Genomic DNA, 20052 nt, shown 5'->3' with positions numbered 1-20052 from the left:
GCGGGCGATGCCGCCGTCGGGGTCGGGGATGCGCTCGACGACGCCCGCGCGCAGCATGGCGGCGGTCTGCCGGTTGAGCGTGGAGGTGTCCAGGCCGAAGGCCTCCCTGAGCTGGCCGATGGACATCGGGCCCTGCGCCAGGATGCGGCTGAGCAGGATGTAGGCGCTGCGGTCGAGGCGCCCGCCGCCGCGGGAGGTCAGCAGGCTCATGTGGCGGCCGAGCAGCATGGTCTCGAACTCGACCCGGTCCAGCGGCTTGTCCATGCGAGGTTCCCTTCGGCTCCAGGGCTTGCCTCACGGGCGAGACGGCCACATCGCAGCAGATATATCACGGATTGTATGCATCTAGCACATCACATGCATGGCGCACGCGGCATGCATCATGCATATCTCGTGTACGGTGCACATCGATCCCGTGGTGTCGTGCCACGGCACGACACCACAACAGGAGAACCTGTGGACAGCGCTCAACCGGCGGCCCGACCGGGTGCCGTGGTCGGCATCCTCGCCTTCGCGGGCATCGTGGCCGCGATCACGCAGACCCTGGTGGTGCCGCTCATCGCGGAACTCCCCGTGCTGCTCGACACCTCCGCGTCCAACGCGTCCTGGGTCATCACCGCCACGCTGCTGGCCGCCGCCGTGGCGACGCCCGTCGCGGGCCGCCTCGGCGACATGTTCGGCAAGCGCCGCATGCTGCTCGCGTCCCTGCTCCCGCTGGTCGTGGGCTCGGTGGTCTGCGCGGTGTCGTCCTCCGTCGTCCCGATGATCGCCGGCCGCGGTCTGCAGGGCATGGGCATGGGCGTCGTACCGCTCGGGATCAGCCTGCTGCGGGACGTCGTCCCCAGGGAGCGGCTCGGCTCGTCCATCGCGATCATGAGCGCCTCCATGGGCGTGGGCGGCGCGCTCGGCCTTCCCTTCGCCGCCGCGATCGCGGAGAACGTCAGCTGGCGCGTGCTGTTCTGGGTGGTCGCCGCCCTGGCGGTGGCCGTCGGCGCCCTGATCCGGACCCTCGTACCGGCGGACCACGAGAACACCTCGCCCGGCGGCTTCGACCTGCTCGGCGCCGTCGGCCTCGGCGCCGGTCTCATCTGTCTGCTGCTCGCCGTCTCCAAGGGCGCCGACTGGGGCTGGGGGAGCGCCACCACGCTCGGCCTGTTCGCCGCCGCCGTCGTCGTCCTGCTGGTCTGGGCCCGGTGGGAACTGCGGCTGACCGACCCCCTGGTCGACCTGCGCGTGACCGCCCGCCCGCAGGTCCTGACGACGAACGCGGCCTCGATCCTGGTCGGGTTCTCCATGTACGCCCAGTCCCTGGTCGTGCCCCAGCTCCTCCAGCTGCCCGAGGCCACCGGCTACGGCCTGGGGCAGTCGATGGTCGCCATGGGCCTGTGGATGGCGCCGGCGGGCCTGATGATGATGGCGATGTCGCCCCTGGGCGCCAAGCTCTCCGCCGCGCGGGGCCCCAAGGTCACCCTCGCCGTGGGCAGCCTGGTCATCGCCGCGGGCTACGGCCTCGGCCTGCCGCTGATCAGCTCCGGCTCCACCTGGAGCCTGCTGGTCGTCACCATCGTCTGCAACACGGGCGTCGGCTTCGCCTACGGCGCGATGCCCGCGCTCATCATGAGCGCCGTGCCCCCGTCCGAGACCGCGTCGGCCAACAGCTTCAACACCCTGATGCGTTCGATCGGCAGCTCGGTCTCGGCCGCGGTGATCGGCGTGGTGCTGGCTCAGATGACCACCGACTTCGGGGGGTACGCCCTGCCCTCCGAGGGCGGCTTCCGCGTCGCCATGGCGATCGGCTGCGGCGTGGGCCTGGCGGCCGCGGCGCTCGCCTCGGTCATCCCCGTACGACCGGCCGGCGGCCTCGACACCACCGCCGTCCCGGCCCCCGCGGCCGCTCCCGAGGTGCCGCAGAAGCGACGCTGACCGGCCATCGGCCGCCCCGCGCGGGCGGCCGAACAGGTACGGACCCGAAGGCCCTTTCGGCCACAGGCGGGAGAGGGGGTGGGGCGCGATCATGAATCGGGTAGGCCTTCGATCATGCTGCTGAACGGATCCTCCCCTTCCGCCTCCGGTACGCGCGCTCCTGCCGTCGCCATGCTGCGCCTGCTCGGTGGCTTCCAGATCTCCCAGGCCCTGTACGTCGTGGCCCGCGCGGGCGTGGCCGACCATCTGGCCGCCGGGCCACGCCCCCTGGCCGAGGCGGCCGAGGCCGCCGGGCTCCGCACCGACCTGCTGCGGCGACTGGTGCGCAGCCTCGCGGGCGAGCGGGTCTTCGTCCTCGACGCCGACCGCGACACCGTCGGACTCGGCCCGCTGGGCCACACCCTGCGCAGCGACACCGGGGACTCGCTGCGCGAGGTCGCCGTGATGTGGATGGACACCCACTACCGGCCCTTCGCCCGCCTCTGGTCCACGCTGCACGACGGAGTACCCGCCGCCGAACGGGAGTTGGGCAAGCCGTTCTTCGACTGGATCGCCGAGGAACCGGAGCGCGTCGCGGGGTTCAGCGCCGCCATGGGCAACATGATGGGCGCGCTGCGCCAGGACGCCCTCGACAGCCTGGAGCTGAGCGGGGTGCGCCACCTCGTCGACATCGGGGGCGCCGACGGCACCGCGCTGGCCGGGCTCGCCCGCCGCGCCGAGCACCTGCGCGGCACCGTCTTCGACCTGCCCCATGTGGTCGAGGGCGCCGGAGCGGTGCTCCGCAAGGCCGGTGTCGCCGACCGCGTCGGCACCCGGGGCGGCGACTTCTTCGAGAGCGTGCCGGGCGACGCCGACGCCTATCTGGCCTGCTTCATCCTCCACGACTGGAACGACGAGCAGTGCGCCACCCTCCTCGACCGCGTCCACGAGGCCGCGCCGGAGGGGGCCCGGCTCTTCCTCGTCGAGACGGTGCTCGGTGAGGGCGCGGCCCCCGAGGTCGCGACGCTCCTGGACCTCACCATGATGGGCATGCTCGACGGCAGGGAACGCAGCCGTGAGGACTGGCGGACCCTGCTGTCGGGATCGGGCTTCCACCTCGACCGCGTCGTGGAGACGGCGGGCCCGATGTGCCTCATCGAGGCGAGCAGAGTGGGCGACTGACCCCGGGGGAGCCGGCGGGCCCCTCGGCGCCGGACGTCAGCGGCGCGTCGTGCCCGACGCGCCCACCTCGGACAGTGAACCGCCCTCCGCCAGCCGCGCCCGCACGGTCACCTCGGCGTCCTTGGGCGCCCGTACGGCCAGGGTGCGGCCGGACTTGTCCGCCTTGACGTCCCCGGTGACGGAGATGCCGGTGACGTCCCGGCTGCCCGCCGCGAGGAGGTAGCGGTGCCCGGACCCCGCCGTCCAGCCCGTAGCGGCCACCACGTGCTGGCCGAACCGGCTGCAGGAGGCCGTGGAGCGGGCCCGCCCGGCCACCTTCGCCGGCGAGGTCGGCGACTCGGTGGACGTACGGAACTGGACGAGCACGTCACCGTCGCCGCGCCACGTCGAGGCGCGCGTGCAGGACCACACGGCCCGCCCGCCGTTCTCGGGCAGGTCCTGGTCGGCGAAGTCCCACTGGTTGACGGACCGCACGCCCCTGCCGCGCAGCTCGGGCAGCCGGCAGGCGCCGCGCGCCCAGGCCTGCAGAGCCGTGCCGCTGGTCGCCTCGCGCGGCTGCCGTGACGGGGCGCCGGTGCCGGGCAGCGGCGTGTAGCTGAGGTGCACGGGGGCGAGATCGCCGAGATCGGCCACGAGGAAGGCGTGCTTCTCCACGATCTTGTCGGACGACCGCAGTTGCAGGACGGGCATGCTGTCGCACGGGCCGCCGGCCGAGGGCGCCTCGACGGGCTTCGTCAGGCCCTCGTCGGACACGTCGAGCGGACGGCCGGGAGCGTTGGGCCGCAGCAGGTCGCGTGTCTGCGCCTCCGCGATCCACGGGGCGGTGAGATAGCGGACCTTGCCGTCCGCGCGCCCCACCGCGAGCGCCGCCGCCGTCGTCACGTCGGAGTCGTCGGCGCGCACGAAGGACAGCGTGGCGGGCTCCGACGGAGAGGCGGGCTCGCCGTACCGGATCACACGGCGGCCGTCGTGGAACAGCACGACGGTCTCGCCGCCCACGACACCTGCGTACAGCAACTGCGTGCTGTCGGGCGGCGGTTGGGTGGACGTCGCCTTCGTGGCGGTGACGCGGGTGCCGCGCGGCGGGTCGGTCCAGGCGGACAGGGCGCGTCGGAGCAGGGCACGGTCGCCGGTGAGGGCGCCGCGCGCCGGCCACGCGGTGAAGTCCACCCGCGAGGTGTCGGCCCACACGTCGGGCTTGGTGCGCTGCAGCGCGTCGACACTGAGCGCGGAGTAGCTGCCCGTGGGGCGCGTGCGGTCGTCGTGGTGCACGGTCTGGTCGACGGCCGTGAGCGCCGTGCCGCCGATGGCGGCGACCCCGACCGCGCACCAGGCGAGCCGGAAGCGGCGCCTGCGCCGGACCAGGTCGGTGGGCCGGGTCTGCACGGAACAGGCGTCGAACTCCTGCGAGTTGAGGAGCGCGCCCGCCGCGTCGCCCACGTCCGCGCGCAGCTCGTCGGCGGTCCGCATGGCGTCGTGAGGATCCGTCACACCGGCTGCGCCCAGCAGTTCGACGACCTCGTCGCGTGGCAGTCCGTCCAGGGCGCACAGCACGAAGGCGGCGCGGGCGGGTGCGGAGAGGCGCGTGAGGAGCTGCGCCAGCTCTATCTCCTCGGTGCCCCCGGCGCGGGGGAAGAGGCGCAGCCCCCAGACGGTGGGGAGTGTGGGGTGCAGTTCGCGCGGCGGAGGCAGCCGCTTCGGCCAGCCGCGCGGCCGGCGGTCGTGCGACAGGGCCGCGCCCAGTACGCGCGCGGTGAGCCAGGCCGCCTCCGCCCGGCCCGCCTCGCCCGCCCGGGGGGCCGGGATCTTCGGCAGCGCCCGTCGTGCCCGGAAGCCGGGCAGGGCCCGCTGGACCAGGGCGTGGGCGACGAGAACGCGCCGATGGCGGCTCAGCGTGCCGGGAAGTGTGAGGTAGGCGAGGCGGACGAGCCGGGTGTAGCGGTCGACGATGACCGCCTCGGCCTGGTCGAGGGCGATGCTTTCTGGTGCTTTTGTCCGTCCTCGTTGCGATGTGCTCATCGATCAAGGAGCCTTCCGAAGGCTGACGACGTTCCGTCCTGACCTCCTTCAAACGAGTGATTCGTGCGATGGTCACAGGCGCGGTCGCGCGGCTTGACAGGGGTCACCGGGAAGGGTGGCGGCGCACCGCCCACGCCCCCTGTTGCCGTTCGGTGACACGGGGGACAGATCTGTGACGAACGCGAGTGCAACGGGTGCCGGTGGTCACGGGTCGTACGAGGCGAGGTGTAAAGGGGTGGCCGTGCTCACCCCAACTGACACGCCGAACAAGTGACATGGGGGAAACCGTGGAGATGAACATGCGTGTGAACAAGGGGCTGCTCGCCGTGGGCGCCGCCGTGGCGACGGCGGTCGTCGTCGGCACCGCGATGCCCGCCGCGGCGGCCGGCTCGCCGAAGTTCCTGGCGCCGTCGGAGCTGCCGCCGCACTCGTCGTCGGCCTGGACCGCGGGTCCGGTCACGGCCGGGCAGCCCGACCCGCTGCCGATGTGCGTCGGCGAGGCGCTGCCCTCGACCTCCGTGCACCGCGCCTACCGCACCGACTACGACACCGGCGCCCTCCAGGTGACCGTGGTCGAGCGCAGCGAGCAGCGTGCCAAGGACTTCGCGGCGCTGCTGCGCAAGAAGCTGGACGGCTGCGCGGAGACGGTGATGAAGCTCGACCCGGAGACCACCGCGAAGCAGAAGTACTACGGCAGGCTCGCCGTCGAGGAGGGGGCCCACGTGTACGGGGTCCACACCGTCACCTCGTGGGGCGCCTCCGACATCAACATGTTCTCGGTGGGCCGTGACGGCACCACGGTGACGCTCGTGCAGTGGGGGCAGATGGGTGGCTTCGCCGACGCCCAGGTCTCCGACTTCAAGGCCACGACCACCACGGCCGTGAACAAGCTGTACTGACCCGTCGCTGTCGGGGACCGACCTCGGCATTCCCGCGTTGAGGTGGAAGAATCGGCCGACGGACCACACGGGGGTTCCCGCACGGGAGCGGTGGTCCCGTCGTACGAGGACTCGGCCGGGAAGAGGCCGGGGGCCGGGCATGTGCCCGGCCCCCGGCGATGGGGAGGAAACCGACGGTGGTGGAGTGGCGTTACATCGCCAAGGGCGCAAGGGCCGTTCCCGAACCCATGGCCACGCCGTTCGTGTGGACGGCGGCCGGCTGGGGCTCCCTGATGCTGGTGGGCGTGCTCGACCTGCTCGGCGCGCTCGATCGGACCGGACTCGCCCTCGCCGTCCTGTCGGTACTGGCCGCCCTCCTCGGCACGCTCGGCCGCTTCGCCGCGGCGCCGGGCACGGCCCTGCTGTGCTGGGCCCTCCTGAACGTCTTCGCCGCCCACCCCACCGGGGAGCTCTCCTGGGCCGGGCACCGGGATCCCGGCTGGGTGGCGTGCCTGCTGGCCGCCGCGCTCATCGGCACCGCGGTCGCCCGGGTCCGGTACGCGCGCGCCGCGTACCGCCGCGTCACTCCTTACGACGGGGCCGCCTGACCCGCGGGGCCGTGGATCCGCCGGGCTCCTGAACCGCTGACCGGCAGGGCTCCTGACCCGCGGATCCGCAGGTCTGCTCGGCCGCAGGGCGTAGGTCCGGCGCCCCATGTGCGCACGCGGGGCGCCGCCTAGGGTCGGTGCCCATGCAGAACTCGGAGATCACCCGCCGTGACGTGCGGGAACGCAGGCGCGACACCCTGGGACGGCTCGCCGCGGAGCGGGACGTCTGGGTGTCGACGGCGCACCCCGACCACGGCCCGCATCAGGTGCCGCTGTGGTTCGTGTGGCACCAGGAAGCGCTGTGGATGTGCACCACCGCGTCCTCCGCGACCGTGCGCAACGTACGCGAGGAACCGCGCGTACGCCTGTCGCTGCCCGACACCTTCGACGTGGTGCTCCTCCAGGGGGAGGCGGAGTGCTTCCCGGCCGAGGACGTGCCGACGGCCGCCGCGGACACGTTCACCGCCAAGTTCGGATGGGACCCCCGCGAGGAAGAGCGTCCCTACGTCTACGTGCGCGTGGCGCCGAGGACCGTGCGCGCCTGGCGCGGTGAGCGGGAACTGCGCGGCAGGGTCGTCATGCGCGACGGCGCGTGGCTGGAGTAGCGCGCGGACGGGGGCCGGTGCCCTGGGTCAGGGGGCGGGAAAAGGCGGCACCGTGCCGTCTTTGCATGATCATGCGAGATGATGCATACTCTTCCTATGTCTAAGGTCCTCACCTCCCTCCCCGCCGGCGAGCGCGTCGGCATCGCCTTCTCGGGCGGTCTCGACACGTCGGTCGCCGTCGCGTGGATGCGCGACAAGGGCGCCGTCCCGTGCACCTACACCGCCGATATCGGTCAGTACGACGAGCCCGACATCGCGTCGGTGCCGGGCCGCGCCAAGACGTACGGCGCCGAGATCGCGCGACTGGTCGACTGCCGCGCCGCGCTGGTCGAAGAGGGCCTTGCCGCGCTCACCTGCGGGGCGTTCCACATCCGCTCCGGGGGGCGCGCCTACTTCAACACGACGCCCCTCGGCCGCGCCGTCACCGGCACCCTGCTCGTCCGGGCGATGCTCGAGGACGACGTGCAGATCTGGGGCGACGGGTCGACCTTCAAGGGCAACGACATCGAGCGGTTCTACCGGTACGGCCTGCTGGCCAACCCGAACCTGCGGATCTACAAGCCCTGGCTGGACGCGGACTTCGTGACCGAGCTCGGCGGCCGCAAGGAAATGTCGGAGTGGCTCCTCGCCCACGACCTGCCCTACCGGGACAGCACGGAGAAGGCCTACTCCACCGACGCCAACATCTGGGGCGCCACCCACGAGGCCAAGACGCTGGAGCACCTGGACACGGGTGTCGAGACCGTCGAGCCGATCATGGGCGTGAAGTTCTGGGACCCGTCGGTCGAGATCGCCGCGGAGGACGTGACGATCGGCTTCGACCAGGGCCGTCCGGTCACGATCAACGGCAAGGAGTTCGCCTCCGCCGTCGACCTGGTGATGGAGGCCAACGCCATCGGCGGCCGCCACGGCATGGGCATGTCCGACCAGATCGAGAACCGGATCATCGAGGCCAAGAGCCGCGGCATCTACGAGGCCCCGGGCATGGCGCTGCTGCACGCCGCCTACGAGCGGCTCGTCAACGCCATCCACAACGAGGACACCCTCGCGCAGTACCACAACGAGGGCCGGCGGCTCGGCCGCCTCATGTACGAGGGCCGCTGGCTGGACCCGCAGGCGCTCATGGTGCGGGAGTCGCTCCAGCGCTGGGTCGGCGCCGCCGTCACCGGCGAGGTCACCCTGCGGCTGCGGCGCGGCGAGGACTACTCGATCCTCGACACCACGGGCCCGGCCTTCAGCTACCACCCGGACAAGCTCTCCATGGAGCGCACCGAGGACTCGGCCTTCGGCCCGGTGGACCGCATCGGCCAGCTCACCATGCGCAACCTCGACATCGCCGACTCCCGCGCCAAGCTGGAGCAGTACGCCGGCATCGGCCTGATCGGCGCCTCCAACCCGGCGATCGGCGCAGCCCAGGCGGCCGCGACCGGCCTGATCGGCGCCATGCCCGAGGGCGGCGCCGAGGCCATCGCCTCCCGCGGCGAGGCCGCCGGTGACGACGAGATGCTCGACCGCGCCGCGATGGAGTTCGGCACGGACTGACCCGGCCGCCGAGGCACGCACCACCAAGCCGAGGCACGCACCCCCGAAAGGACCGGCCCGACGCCCGCAACGGCGTCGGGCCGGTCCTTCGCCGTGCGCGGACGAGGTCCGCGAGGAGCTCGTCGCGGTGACCGAAAACCCTCACTCCCGGGGTACTTGACCAGGCGGCTTTGTCATTCTTTTACGATGTGGGTGAGGGCACACCCGCCCTCCCGCCGACGAGGGCCCCGGCCCTCCCGCACGAGAAGGGGCCCAAGACCCGCGATGGGCGAGCCTCCCAGTACCAGCCGTGCCACTCCCTGCCCGGAAACCGTGCGTGAGGGAACGGGGGTGGCGCGGTGACCGAGATCCTGCTGCTGCTCCTCGCCCTGCTCCTCACGCTCGCCTGCGCCGTGTTCGTCGCGGCCGAGTTCTCCCTGACGACGGTCGAGCGCGGCGAACTGGAGCGCGCCGCCGACGCGGGGGAGCGGGGCGCGGGCGGCGCCCTGAAGGCCGTACGGCGACTGACCTTCCAGCTGTCCGGCGCCCAACTCGGCATCACCGTCACCTCCCTGGTCATCGGCATGCTCGCCGAGCCGTCGCTCGCCTCCCTGCTGCGCGGACCGCTGACGGCGGCCGGGCTCGGCGGTGCCGCGCCGTCCGTGGCGAGCGTCCTCGGCGTCGTCGTCTCCACCGTCGTCCTCATGGTCATCGGCGAACTGGTCCCCAAGAACTGGGCGATCTCCCGGCCGCTGGCCGTGGCCAAGGTGGTGGCCGCCCCGCAGCGCGGCTTCACCGCCGCCTTCGCGCCCTTCATCCGGCACCTCAACAACACCGCCAACCGTGTCGTACGCCGCTTCGGCCTGGAACCCGCCGAGGAACTGGCCTCCGCGCGCAGCCCCGAGGAACTGGTCGCCCTCGCCCAGCGGTCCGCCGCCGAGGGCGCCATCGAGGCCGACTCCGCCGAACTCTTCGTCCGCACCCTGCACCTGGGCGAGCTCACCGCCCAGAGCGTGATGACCCCGCGCGTCGACGTACGCGCCCTGGAGGCGCACGCCACGGCCGCCGACGCCGCGAACCTCACCTACGCCACGGGCCTGTCCCGCTTCCCCGTCTACCGCGACAGCCTCGACGACGTCACCGGCACCGTCCACATCCGCGACGTCCTGGCCCTGGAGCCGACGAAGCGGGCCGTCACACCGGTCACCGAACTGGCCACCGAGCCCCTGCTCGTGCCCGACAGCCTCCCCGCCGACCGCCTCCTCGAGCGGCTGCGGGCCACCCGCACCATGGCGGTGATCATCGACGAGTACGGCGGCACCGCGGGCGTCGCCACCGTCGAGGACATCGTGGAGGAGGTCGTCGGCGAGGTCCGCGACGAGCACGACCCCATGGAGGTCCCGGACCTGCTGCCCGCCGAAGCCGCCGAGGGCGGACACGCGGCCTGGCGCGCCGACGGCAGCGTCCGCGTCGACCGCCTCACCGGCATCGGGCTGCGGGCCCCCGAAGGCCCCTACGAAACCGTCGCCGGACTCGTGGCCACGCTGCTCGCCCGCATCCCCGTCGAGGGCGACCGCCTCGACCTCGACGACGGCTGGCGCCTGGACGTCCTCGACGTCGCACACCACCGGGCCGACCGGGTCCTCATCACCGGGCCCGCCCTGGTCCCCGCGCAGCACACGGACCATGACCGGCACCCGTACGCGGACAGGGACGAGCGCCAGGAGGCGGTCCGATGACCACCGTGCAACTCGTCATCGGGGCCCTGACCCTGCTGACCAACGCCTTCTTCGTCGGCGCCGAGTTCGCGCTGATCTCCGTGCGCCGCAGCCAGATCGAGCCGCGCGCCGCCGAGGGCGACCGTCGCGCCCGCGTCACCCTGTGGGGCATCGAGCACATCTCCGCGATGATGGCGACCGCCCAGCTCGGCATCACGGCGTCCTCGCTCGTGCTCGGCGCGGTCGCCGAACCGGCCATCGCGCATCTCCTGGAGCCCGCCTTCGAGGCCGCGCGCGTGCCGGACGGGCTCGTCCACGCCGTCGCGTTCGTCATCGCGCTGACCGTGGCGACGTATCTGCACATGCTGATCGGCGAGATGATCCCCAAGAACATCGCGCTGGCCGCGCCGACCCGGACGGCGCTGCTGCTCGGCCCGCCGCTCGTCGCCGTCACCCGCGCCCTCAGGCCGCTGGTCTTCGGCATCAACGCCTTCGCCAACACCCTCCTGAAGCTGCTGCGCGTGGAGCCCAAGGACGAGGTCGAGTCCGTCTTCACCGACGACCAGCTCGCCCGGATGGTGCTCGACTCCAGCCAGGCCGGGCTGCTCTCGGCCGCCGACGGGGAGCGCCTGCGCGACGCCCTGGAGCTCGGCACCCGGCCGGTCGGCGAGATCATCGTCCCGGCGGCCCGGATGCGGACCGTCGAACACACCGTCACCCCGGCCGAGTTGGAGCGAGTGGCCGCCGAGGCCGGATACTCCCGCTTCCCGGTCACCGGACCGCGGGGCACGCTGCTCGGCTACCTCCACATCAAGGACACCCTCGGGGTCGCCGACCGCGACCAGCCGTTCCCCGCCGGTGCGCCGCACGCGGTGACCCGGGTCCGCATCGACACCCCGCTGGACGACACCCTCACCGCGCTGCGGGCCGAGGACAGCCATCTGGCCGCGGTCACCGGCGAGTCGGGCGCCGTGCTCGGCTTCGTCACCATGGAGGACGTCCTGACCGAACTGGTGGGGCCCGCCCCGGCCGCCGTGTGATCCCACTCCGTACGGCCGTGTGATCCACCTCGTACGCACGCACCCCTCGGCGTGGCTCGCGAGAGCCGCGCCGAGGGGTGCGGGGCGGGAAGGCGCCTCAGGGAAGGGCTACTTCTTCCACTGGATGTCGGTGGCCCGGAGCGCGTACTGGCCGCACTTGCCCTCGAACTTCCAGTAGCCCTTGCCGACCCAGTCGCCGTAGTGCGTCTTGTTGGCGCACACCGTGACCGTGCGGGCCTTGCCGCGCGTGACATGGCAGTCGGCGGACCAGGAGGAGCTGCCGGTCTTCCAGTTCTTGCAGCTGTAGCCGTAGTCGTTGGCGCTCGCGGCACCCGGCAGGGCGAGGATCAGGCCTCCGGCGACGACGGTGGTGGCGGCAGCGGCTCCCAGGCCGCGTATGACGCGCTTCATGTGCTCTCCATTGTCAACTGCTCATGTGCAAACGGCACAGCACAGGCAGGTGAAACCCCCCGTACCGGCCGAAGTGATCCTATGTAACGGCTTTCGCCGCACTTCAGCCGGGTACGGCGAAGTCTCACGAGCCGTCAGATGTGAGGACATCTCCGGGCTCGGGCGATACGGAGCGGTCCCTGTCAGAGCTGAGAGGTTTCTGTCAGAGCTCGAAGTCGACCCGGCCGAGCAGGCCGACGCGCAGCGCGAAGCAGTCGGCGTGCACCAGCCGCCGGGCGGCAGGAACCGCCGCGCCTCCCGCGGTGACCGTGTCGGTGGCCGTGTCCCGGTCGGCGCGGTACAGCTCGTACTCCTCCACCAGCAGCCGGTACGAGGTGAGCACCTGCCCGTCCGGCGCCTCGACCCCGCCGGTCCAGGCGAAACCACCGCCATCGGCCGTGCACGTCAACTCGACCGGTGTGCCCAGCTGTTGCCAGTCCATCTCGTCCTCCCGCAGCTCGGCCCGGCTCTGGAGCGTGACGACCACCCGGCGGCTGGCGGCCGCCGCGCTCGCTCCGGTGCCGCTGAGTTCGCCGAGTTCGTTGAACGGCGCCGGCCCGGTGAGGCGGACGGCGAGGAGGTCGCCCTCGCGGCGGCCGGTGACCGACCGGGGCGGCACGAGCTGCGCGAACTCCGCGCGCTCCACCGTCGAGAGGTGCAGCGGGTCGACCGAGTACGGCTGATAGCGGGCCAGGGCGAGGCGTACGTACGGAAAGTACGTCGTCCCGCGCGCCGACGTGTCGCCGAAGTCCACGTCGATGTCCACGAACCAGAGTCCCCGCGCCTCGTGGTACTCCGGCGCGAAGGCCACCGCGTCGACCGCCACCGGGGCCGCGTCCGGGGACTCCGCGAGACGCAGTCCGGTCACGTTCCGGGCCGCACCGGGGAAATGGGCGGCCGAGGGCCTCGGCAGGACCGTGGTGTCGGACCAGACGGGGTCGACGCCCCAGCGCGTGACGAAGGTGTTCGGCAGGTCAGTGCCGTCCGGCTCCAGGATCACCGCGAGCATCTCGTCGTCCCCGGAGGAGAACCACGGCCGGTTCAGATGGAGGCGCAGACCGGCGGAGCCGCGGTGGTGGGTGACGGCCTTCCGCTCCTCGTCGACGGTCCGCCGGTGCCGGAAGGTCGGCACGGCGTACGCCACCGAGGGCGGCTCGGGACGGCGGGAGCTGGGCACCGGAACGGGAGAGGCGGCCTCGCCGGCACGGGTGACGTTGGCCCGGTCCTCGGTGAGCGTGGGATGGAAGTACTCGCGGAAGCGGGTGACGGCGGTCGGCGTGCAGCTGACCTTGCGGTGCCGGGTGTCGCCGAACTCGTGCGTGCGGGCGACCCGTTCCTGGTCCGCGGAGTAGGCGAGAGTGATGTCCTCCAGGTGCGTGTGCCCCGCGATCCGGAGGGGCGCGGGCCGGGTGACGTCGTCCAGCCACTCGTGCCAGTGGCCGTCCAGCTCGACGTGGCCGCTGCTCTCCGCGTGGCTGGTCAGCAGGCCGGTGAGGCGTGCCGAGGTCTGCTCGGCCGTCCGCTCGTAGGCCAGGTCGTCGAGTTCCGGGCGGCGCACGGGCTTCTCCACCGCGTGCACCAGGGTGAGCTCCACCCACGGGGTGAGCATCCAGTTCTCGCCGTCGGCGCTGGCCCGGGTCACGAAGGCCCGGTCCTCTGCGGAGAGGTCCGCCCAGAACGCCGAGGAGGTCAGCAGGCTCCACTGCCGCAGCAGGGGCAGCTTGCGGGCGTCGAGGTAGCAGCTCAGCCGGACCGTGGCGATCTCACCCTTCGTCAGGAACACCTCCAGGACCCGCTCCAGGAGGCCGTCGTGCCACCGCGGCTCGCCGTCGCCCTCCTTGACCCGCAGCTTGAACGGCTTGGCCTGCGGCCACGGCCCGGGAAAGGGGATCCTGCGGTTCTCCGTGTCGCCGGGCAGGCCGCGCAGCATGACACCCTCGGCCAGCACGTCCGGGAGGTACGGCAGGATCAGCTGGTCGGCGCTGTGCACCACGAACTCGCCCTGGCGCAGCCCCGCGCCGCGCCGGGGGAGCGGGAGACGGGTCAGCGGCAGAGGGTCGTGCACGTCGTGCTTCGCGACGTGGATCTCGTTCCGCCGCAGCAGGTCGTGCTCCCGGTGCGGCCACTCGGGGTCCCGCACCTTCGTGTCCAGGAAGGAGCCGGACTCGCGGGACGCCGTCGCGGCGTACTCCTCGCGTACCCGGTCGGGTTTCTCCGGTCCGAAGGCGGCGTCGAACACGCCGTGCTCCTCCGCCATCTGGAGGGCGGTCTTCGGCGGTGCCACATGCCGCTCCGAGACCGGCTTGTACCGCCGGTCCAGATCGTCCACCGCCGAGTGGGCCTCGTGGTCGGGGACGTCGGACCGCCACAGCGCGTACTCGTCGGCGGAGACCTCCCGGCCCTCGTCGGTCACGGTGCTGCGGATGACGAGCCGCTCGGTGGACTCGCCCTCGTTGAACGGCAGGAGCGGGAGGACCACCGGCTGCGGCACCGGCTCCCAGCGCCCGTACGTGATCGCGTCCGAGTGGACGCCGTCCGGGGTGTCCGCCGTGTGGTCGGGGCCGTTGCCGGCCAGGTCGGCCAGCCGGACGCGCATCCGGTAGGTCCGGCCGAAGCGCAGTGACGGCAGCGAGCCGGGCTCCGCGGTGAACGCGGTGGACAGGGGCACATCCGGCGACACCGGAGGGGCGGGGGCCTCGGGCCGGTCGTCCAGGCCGATGGTCCGGCCCGGCCGGGGCGCCGCGAGACTCCATCCGTGCCAGCCCAGCACCGCCTGGTGTCCGTACAGCTGTCGGTCGTCGGCGGCGTCGAGGGTGACCGCGCTGGCCCGCACCAGGCCCTCGTCCGGGCGCACCCGGATCTCGACGGGCCGCTGCCCCGGCCGGCGGACGGCGTAACGGCCCCTGCGGCGCAGCAGCGACCGCCACTGGGCGACCCGACCAGTGGCCGGATCGACGACGCCGATGTCCACGCGGTAGCCGCGCAGCAGGTCGGCGGCGGTCAGCGTCACCTCCTCGGAGGTCCCTCGGCGGTCGAGGTCGGCGCCGATCCGGCCGGCCAGATGCCGGTCGCGGTCGGCGTGCAGCAAGGTGATTCCGGCGCCGCGGGCCGCCGGGGTGCCGGTGCCCGACACCTGCTGGGCCACCGAGCCGACGCCCGAGGGCAGGGTGCCGTCGCTCAGGGTTCCGATCGTGCGGGCGTAGTCGATGTGCTTGAGGGCCGCGCCGTCCACGTCGAGCTCGGTCAGGTGCCAGGTCCCGGCGTCGGACAGGTCGAGCATGTGGCCGGAGAGCAGCGTGTCGTCCCCGGGAGCGGCCTCGAACACGGTGCCCCGGGCGAACCGGATCCGCGTCCAGGGCCTGCTGTCCACGGCGTTGAGACCGTCCGCGCCGTCCAGCCGCTCGTCGAAGAGCACACGGACCCTCGCGCCGTCGGCCACTCCGGCGGGCACGGCGAAACTCAGGTCGAGGACCAGACCGAACCGGCGCTGCAGCTCCGGATAGTCGCCCAGGAGGCCGCACGCCTCATGGAAGTCGATCCGGTGCGGCGGCTCCTCGGCGAGCGTCGCCGGCTCCTTGCCCCGGTCGTAGAAGCGCGCGGCCTCGGCGAGCGGCAGCATCCGCTTGTTCTCGCCGGTGTACACCTCGCTCGTACGGTCCATGGAGCGCGGCGTGTTGTTCCCGTCGGCCGGGGCGGCGACCCCGCTCGCGCGAGGAAGCAGGGCGCTCTCCAGGATCTCGTACCCGGCCTGGATGTTCCTGCCGAGGCCGAGCACCGGCTCGGAGATCATGTCGGTGACGCGGTTCAGCGCGGGCAACTCCCAGCCGCGGTGGTCGGTCGGCGGCTCCTCGCACAACAGCCGCTCCTCGCGCGCCCACTCCGTACGCAGCCTGCTCCGGGTCGTGTACACCGCGACCGCCTCGTACAGCCCGGTCACCTCGTCGTGCACGAGCTTGCCCGGATAGGACCGGAGCGTGCGCCGCTCCTCGGGCAGCAGGGCGGTCGGCTGCTGCGGCGGGCGTACGTAGGTGTCGTCGGTGAACAGGGTCCGCCACAGGGCGGGATCGGCGGAGGGGTGGCGGCCGGTCGGCCGGAGCTCCTTGACGACCGCGCCCCGGGGGCCGTCGAACTCCAGCCACAGCGACGGCAGCAGCGTGGCGAGCCGCTCGGGCCACCGCGCGAAGTACGCCGACTGCCCCAGCGTGCCGATCCCGGTGAGGGTGGGACTGACGAGCACGGACACGCGTACGGTGTCCGCGTCGACGACGCCGTCGGGAAGCACGGTCCATCGGATGCTGTCCATGGTCAGTCCACCTCCGCGAAGGCCGTGCAGTAGTCGAGGACGGGGTCGACGCGGGAGCCGGTCACCGGATCGTCGTACGGCGACATGAGGTCGAGGAACGACGGCGGACCGAGGGCGGGGACGTCACCGGCCGCGGCGAGCGCGGCGGCCCCGGTGCCGCTTCCGGCGAACCTCTTCTCGCAGGAGATGGTCACCGACGTCTCGAAGAAGCCGATCTCGATGCTGATGGTCAGCGTGGCCCGGCCGACCGCGTAACCGTCCTTGTAGCCCAGCTCCATGTACAGCTCGATGGAGGCGGAGACGATGCCGAGGACATCGACCTCGCCGCGCGCCCGCAGATAGCCGACGAGCGTGACGCTGTCGCGCGCGAGATCGAGACGGAAGTAGATCCCGGCCATCACGGACAGACTGCCGCTGGCCACCCCGAAGTTCATGGACACGGCGGCCCCGAACTCGAGGGCGGCGTCCAGGACGGCGATCTGCCGGGGATTCAGCACGATCCCGAAGTAACCGCCGCCGCCCAGCATCGACACCGTCAGCCGGAAGGGCGCCTCCCGCCGGCAGAACGCGAATCCGGCCTGCAGCGGGGTGTCGCCGATGAACGGGACCGAGATCCCGGCGTTCAGCGAGAGGTTCTCCAGGCTGAACACCCCGACCGCGGCGTTCGGCAGCTGCATGGAGTAGTTCGCGTGGATTCCGGAGCCGTCGACCGTGATCGCCGGCGGGTCGCTGAAGCCGTCGAGCGGGATGATGTCGCGCAGGGTCTGGACGAAGTCGAGGTTCCCGACGAAGTCCACGCCGCCGAACTTCACCTCGACGTCGGGCTTCTGCCCGGCCCGCATGCTGAACCGGATCTGCTCGAAGTGCAGCACGACCGCGTCGAAGCCCGGGACCATGCGCAGGTCGAACCTGCCGAGGGTGCAGGTGACGTCCGCGGCCTGCGGCACGTCCGGGCGCAGCGAGCCCCGTAGGTCGGTGATCAGCGTCAGCTTGCCCGTCGGCCAGAACACGGCGTCCTCGGGACGGGTCGGTGCGGGTTCGCCCGGCGCCCACGGTGTGATGTCGGGCTGCCACTGGAGGCGGGAGTTCACGACCTCCGGCAGCTTCGCCCCGAGAGCGGCCGTCTCGACGGCCTTCTTCAGCGCCAGTGCCTCGCCGACCGTGCTGTCCCAGGTGGCGGTCACCTCGGCGATCCGGCCGAGCACCTGCCGTACGCCCGAGTCCACCGCGGCCGGCAGGCCGAGGCGCAGCGCGGCGAGCGCGTCGGAGAACGCGGTGAAGGCGCGCTCCACCTCCTCGATGGTCGTCGGGTCCGGCGCGCCCTCCAACTGGTCGGTGAGGTACGCGACGAGGGTCCGGGCGAAGACGTCGGCGGTGTCGGTCGCCCGCAGGACCAGGTCCACCGTCTGGGGGAACTGCTCCTGGACCGAGACGAGCAGGTCACGCAGTCCGAGCAGGTCGTCGAGGAGTCCGGTGACCGCGTCGACCGTCGCCGTGAGGAAGCGCGGCGCCTTGAGGTCGCCGAGTCCGACCTCGCTCAGGATCTCGGTGAGCGGGAACATCCCGAAGAGCTTGGCCCCGGCCAGTTCGCCGAAGTAGTCGAGGGGGTTGAACTTTCCCTGGGCGAGCTTGGCCCACTTGTCGAAGGGGTCGGCGCCCGCGTCTGTGCCCGTCGCGAGCCGGCGGTCCGGGGTCGCCGCCACCGGCCCGGTGAGCCGCGAGAGGCCCGCGACCGGGAAGTTGGGCTGGGCCAGCGCTCCGGCGGTCTGGCCGCCGTCGCGGAAGGAGAGGTCGACGGGCGCGGCCAGCTCGATGAACACCTCGCCCTTGTTCGCCTCGGAGAAGGCGTCCCGCGCGTAGGGCTCCGGGTAGAACACCGACTGCGGACGGTCGCCGCCTGCGCCCCCGCCGAACCGGCCGAGCGCGGGGACCACGGCCCGCGCCCACCGCACGGTGGGCAGGAAGCGGGGGTGGTCGGTGGGGTCGAGGCCCAGGATGGAATCGCTGGTCGCGGCGCCCCAGACCAGTTGCCCCGTGGACAGCGTCGTGTCGTCGGGCCTGCGGCTCGGCGCGTAGGCGACGGACTGGCCGCGTACGTCCGCGACGACGCGCCGGACGCCCGGATCGCCGAGGTCAGGGGGGTCGGGCGTGGGGCCGGACACCAGCCCGGTGTAGTGCTCGACGATCGTCCGCACATCGGCCGGGTTCTCGTGCACCAGCTTGCCGACGAACGCCATCGGCGTACGGAACTCCAGGATGCGCCCGTCGAGATCGACCATGCTCACCTGGAACGTGAAGGGGTCCTCGGCGGCGGACACGGGGAAGAAGGCGAGCTTCTCGTCCGGGTCGCCGTCGAGGGACGACAGACCCGGAATCGGCACCGGCCGCAGGAGGTCCGGCGTGACCGGGGTGAGCAGCCGGACGCTGGTGAACGGGAACAGTCTGCGCAGGCGGCGTTGGTCTTCGTTGTCCTCCGGCGCGCCATAGGTGCGCACCGGCTCGCGCACCATGATGAAGAACCGCTGGTTGAGGTAGGCGGCGCGGTCCGGGCGGTCGTGGTCGAACTTGCGCTCGGTGACCTTCACGAGGTCGGCCAGATGCCCGAACGGAAAGAGCCGGCCCCGGTACATGACGCGTACGTAGTGGTCGCGGCCGAGCGCGGCGCGGTGCCGCCACTGGGTGACGTCGAAGCCGGCCGGCGGCCTGTCCCACCGGCCGAGGGAGTCGAGCCAGCCGCCGAGGGCGGACAGGATCAGCTGGTCGACGTCGAGCGGTGCGGGGGAGAAGCCCCCGGGGAGCCGTGGGTCGCAGCTCAGGTGCACCACCGACGACCGGTCCTTGCGGTCGAGGGCCATGGGGAAGTCGTTGCCGCCCGCGTCCAGTGGTCGCGGGACGGCAGGGTCGAAACCGGGGTCGCGGGTCCACACGGCGCGCGCCCGGCCCGCCGCTCGCATCCGGGTGTGCCAGAGCTCGACCCGTTCGTCGGGGGAGGGCTCCGGGAGGTCGGCGGTGTGGGTCCAGCCGGCCGTCTGGGGCGGGGAGAGGAGGAGGCGGTACGGCAGTTCGATGCCGGTCCGGGGGTTGGCGGCGTCCGCCAGAGGGTTCTCCGGTCCGGGCGCGGAACCCGCCAAGGCGGTGGCGGCCGGGGGAGCGGCGCGCAATCCCGCGGCGACCGGCCCGTCCGGCCCGTGACGCGCGGCCAGTCGGGCCGCTGTCCGCGCCAGGCGCAGTGCCTGGAACACGTCGAGGGGCACCTCACCGGGGGCCGGTGCGAGCCCGGTTGCCGCCGCGGGCGATTCCCGGGCGGCGTCCACGACATGCAGGGGGAGCGTCCGCATGGCGTCGAGGAGACCGGTTTCGCTGTACTCGATGACGTCGTCGGCGGCCACGGCGAACACGAGCAGGCTGCGGCCGCCGGCACGGGAGGCGACCGGCGGGGGCTCGTGCGGCTCGCTGCCGGACGGCGCCGCCGCCCCCGAGACGGGACTTCCCGGCTCGGGAAGCCCGGGGCTCACCTCGAAGAAGGCCTGTTCGGCGACGTGCTGCGGGCCGAAGGCGACCACGAGGAGACCCGGCAGGGCGGGGTCCTTGCGCACCAGCCGTCGCGGGCCGACCAGGGGACGTTCGAGGCGCAGCCCCACGAAGGTGAAGTGCAGGTCCAGCAGATCGGTCGCCCGCAGCAGGCGGTACGGCTCGGGCGACGGCGAAGACGAGGAGGATGACGAAGAGGAAGGGGATGACGTCGAAGAGGAGGAGGGGGACGCGGCCATGTATCTCTCCCGTCGAGCGGGTCAGAGCGGTGTCTGCGCACACCTGCGTCAGCACT

The 20052-nt window shown here is 72.5% G+C and carries 13 protein-coding genes; 8 read left to right on the top strand and 5 right to left on the bottom strand.

The features are described from left to right. Nucleotides 1–264: MarR family transcriptional regulator (locus AOK22_RS19980; RefSeq protein WP_157872265.1), on the bottom strand; the 264-nt coding region annotated here is incomplete at its 3' end. A 192-nt stretch (nt 265–456) separates the two neighbouring features. Between AOK22_RS19980 and AOK22_RS19975 the strand changes: the two genes are divergently transcribed. Next, nucleotides 457–1923, top strand: a complete 1467-nt coding sequence (locus AOK22_RS19975; RefSeq protein ID WP_055700054.1) for an MFS transporter — start codon at nt 457–459, stop codon at nt 1921–1923. Between the two features lie 114 nt (nt 1924–2037). Continuing rightward, nucleotides 2038–3084 carry a methyltransferase gene (locus AOK22_RS19970; RefSeq protein WP_055700053.1) on the top strand — a complete coding sequence of 349 codons (1047 nt, stop codon included), beginning with the start codon at nt 2038–2040 and terminating at the stop codon, nt 3082–3084. Nucleotides 3085–3120: 36 nt separating this feature from the next. Here the strand turns inward: AOK22_RS19970 and AOK22_RS19965 are convergent, their stop codons facing one another. Further along, nucleotides 3121–5103 (bottom strand): sigma-70 family RNA polymerase sigma factor, encoded by a 1983-nt coding sequence (locus tag AOK22_RS19965; RefSeq protein ID WP_055700052.1) that lies wholly within the window; start codon nt 5101–5103, stop codon nt 3121–3123. 293 nt (nt 5104–5396) lie between these two features. Here AOK22_RS19965 and AOK22_RS19960 point away from each other — a divergent pair, with 293 nt between their 5' ends. The 6 genes from AOK22_RS19960 to AOK22_RS19935 all read left to right on the top strand — a co-directional run bounded on the left by AOK22_RS19960 (nt 5397) and on the right by AOK22_RS19935 (nt 11473). Then, on the top strand, nt 5397–6002 hold the full coding sequence (locus tag AOK22_RS19960) for a hypothetical protein (protein WP_055700057.1): 606 nt from the start codon (nt 5397–5399) through the stop codon (nt 6000–6002). Nucleotides 6003–6178: 176 nt separating this feature from the next. Further along, the gene (locus AOK22_RS19955; protein WP_055700051.1) at nt 6179–6589 is read left to right on the top strand and encodes a hypothetical protein; all 411 of its coding nucleotides are present in this window, start codon (nt 6179–6181) and stop codon (nt 6587–6589) included. Between the two features lie 143 nt (nt 6590–6732). Then, a complete protein-coding gene (locus tag AOK22_RS19950; protein WP_055700050.1) occupies nt 6733–7194 on the top strand; it encodes a pyridoxamine 5'-phosphate oxidase family protein in 462 nt (153 codons plus the stop codon). Nucleotides 7195–7290: 96 nt separating this feature from the next. Further along, complete coding sequence (gene argG, locus AOK22_RS19945; protein WP_055700049.1) at nt 7291–8736, top strand: argininosuccinate synthase; 1446 nt, start codon at nt 7291–7293, stop codon at nt 8734–8736. Nucleotides 8737–9074: 338 nt separating this feature from the next. Further along, nucleotides 9075–10454 (top strand): hemolysin family protein, encoded by a 1380-nt coding sequence (locus tag AOK22_RS19940; RefSeq protein ID WP_055700048.1) that lies wholly within the window; start codon nt 9075–9077, stop codon nt 10452–10454. Next, on the top strand, nt 10451–11473 hold the full coding sequence (locus tag AOK22_RS19935; protein ID WP_055700047.1) for a hemolysin family protein: 1023 nt from the start codon (nt 10451–10453) through the stop codon (nt 11471–11473). Before AOK22_RS19940 ends, AOK22_RS19935 begins: the two co-directional genes overlap by 4 nt. Before the next feature lie 108 nt (nt 11474–11581). Here the strand turns inward: AOK22_RS19935 and AOK22_RS19930 are convergent, their stop codons facing one another. From AOK22_RS19930 to AOK22_RS19920, 3 genes are all read right to left on the bottom strand, one after another. After that, the gene (locus tag AOK22_RS19930) at nt 11582–11884 is read right to left on the bottom strand and encodes a hypothetical protein (protein WP_055700046.1); all 303 of its coding nucleotides are present in this window, start codon (nt 11882–11884) and stop codon (nt 11582–11584) included. Nucleotides 11885–12086: 202 nt separating this feature from the next. Beyond that, nucleotides 12087–16226, bottom strand: a complete 4140-nt coding sequence (locus tag AOK22_RS19925) for a hypothetical protein (protein WP_055700045.1) — start codon at nt 16224–16226, stop codon at nt 12087–12089. Between the two features lie 2 nt (nt 16227–16228). Further along, nucleotides 16229–19996 (bottom strand): hypothetical protein, encoded by a 3768-nt coding sequence (locus AOK22_RS19920; RefSeq protein WP_055700044.1) that lies wholly within the window; start codon nt 19994–19996, stop codon nt 16229–16231. Between the last annotated feature and the right edge of the window lie 56 nt (nt 19997–20052).

Origin of the sequence: Streptomyces silaceus (genome assembly GCF_001419745.1) — a bacterium.
GTDB classification, from domain to species: domain Bacteria; phylum Actinomycetota; class Actinomycetes; order Streptomycetales; family Streptomycetaceae; genus Streptomyces; species Streptomyces silaceus.
The sequence above is the reverse complement of the archived record's forward strand: the minus strand, read 5'-3'. Positions and strand labels throughout refer to the sequence as shown.

What these genes read in the sequence shown, in the direction of transcription:
- AOK22_RS19970 (WP_055700053.1), top strand. Translation starts at nt 2,038, where the DNA reads ATGCTGCTGAACGGATCCTCCCCTTCCGCCTCCGGTACGCGCGCTCCT.
- AOK22_RS19925 (WP_055700045.1), bottom strand. Translation starts at nt 16,226, where the DNA reads ATGGACAGCATCCGATGGACCGTGCTTCCCGACGGCGTCGTCGACGCG.
- AOK22_RS19960 (WP_055700057.1), top strand. Translation starts at nt 5,397, where the DNA reads ATGAACATGCGTGTGAACAAGGGGCTGCTCGCCGTGGGCGCCGCCGTG.
- AOK22_RS19950 (WP_055700050.1), top strand. Translation starts at nt 6,733, where the DNA reads ATGCAGAACTCGGAGATCACCCGCCGTGACGTGCGGGAACGCAGGCGC.
- argG (WP_055700049.1), top strand. Translation starts at nt 7,291, where the DNA reads ATGTCTAAGGTCCTCACCTCCCTCCCCGCCGGCGAGCGCGTCGGCATC.
- AOK22_RS19930 (WP_055700046.1), bottom strand. Translation starts at nt 11,884, where the DNA reads ATGAAGCGCGTCATACGCGGCCTGGGAGCCGCTGCCGCCACCACCGTC.
- AOK22_RS19935 (WP_055700047.1), top strand. Translation starts at nt 10,451, where the DNA reads ATGACCACCGTGCAACTCGTCATCGGGGCCCTGACCCTGCTGACCAAC.
- AOK22_RS19965 (WP_055700052.1), bottom strand. Translation starts at nt 5,103, where the DNA reads ATGAGCACATCGCAACGAGGACGGACAAAAGCACCAGAAAGCATCGCC.
- AOK22_RS19920 (WP_055700044.1), bottom strand. Translation starts at nt 19,996, where the DNA reads ATGGCCGCGTCCCCCTCCTCCTCTTCGACGTCATCCCCTTCCTCTTCG.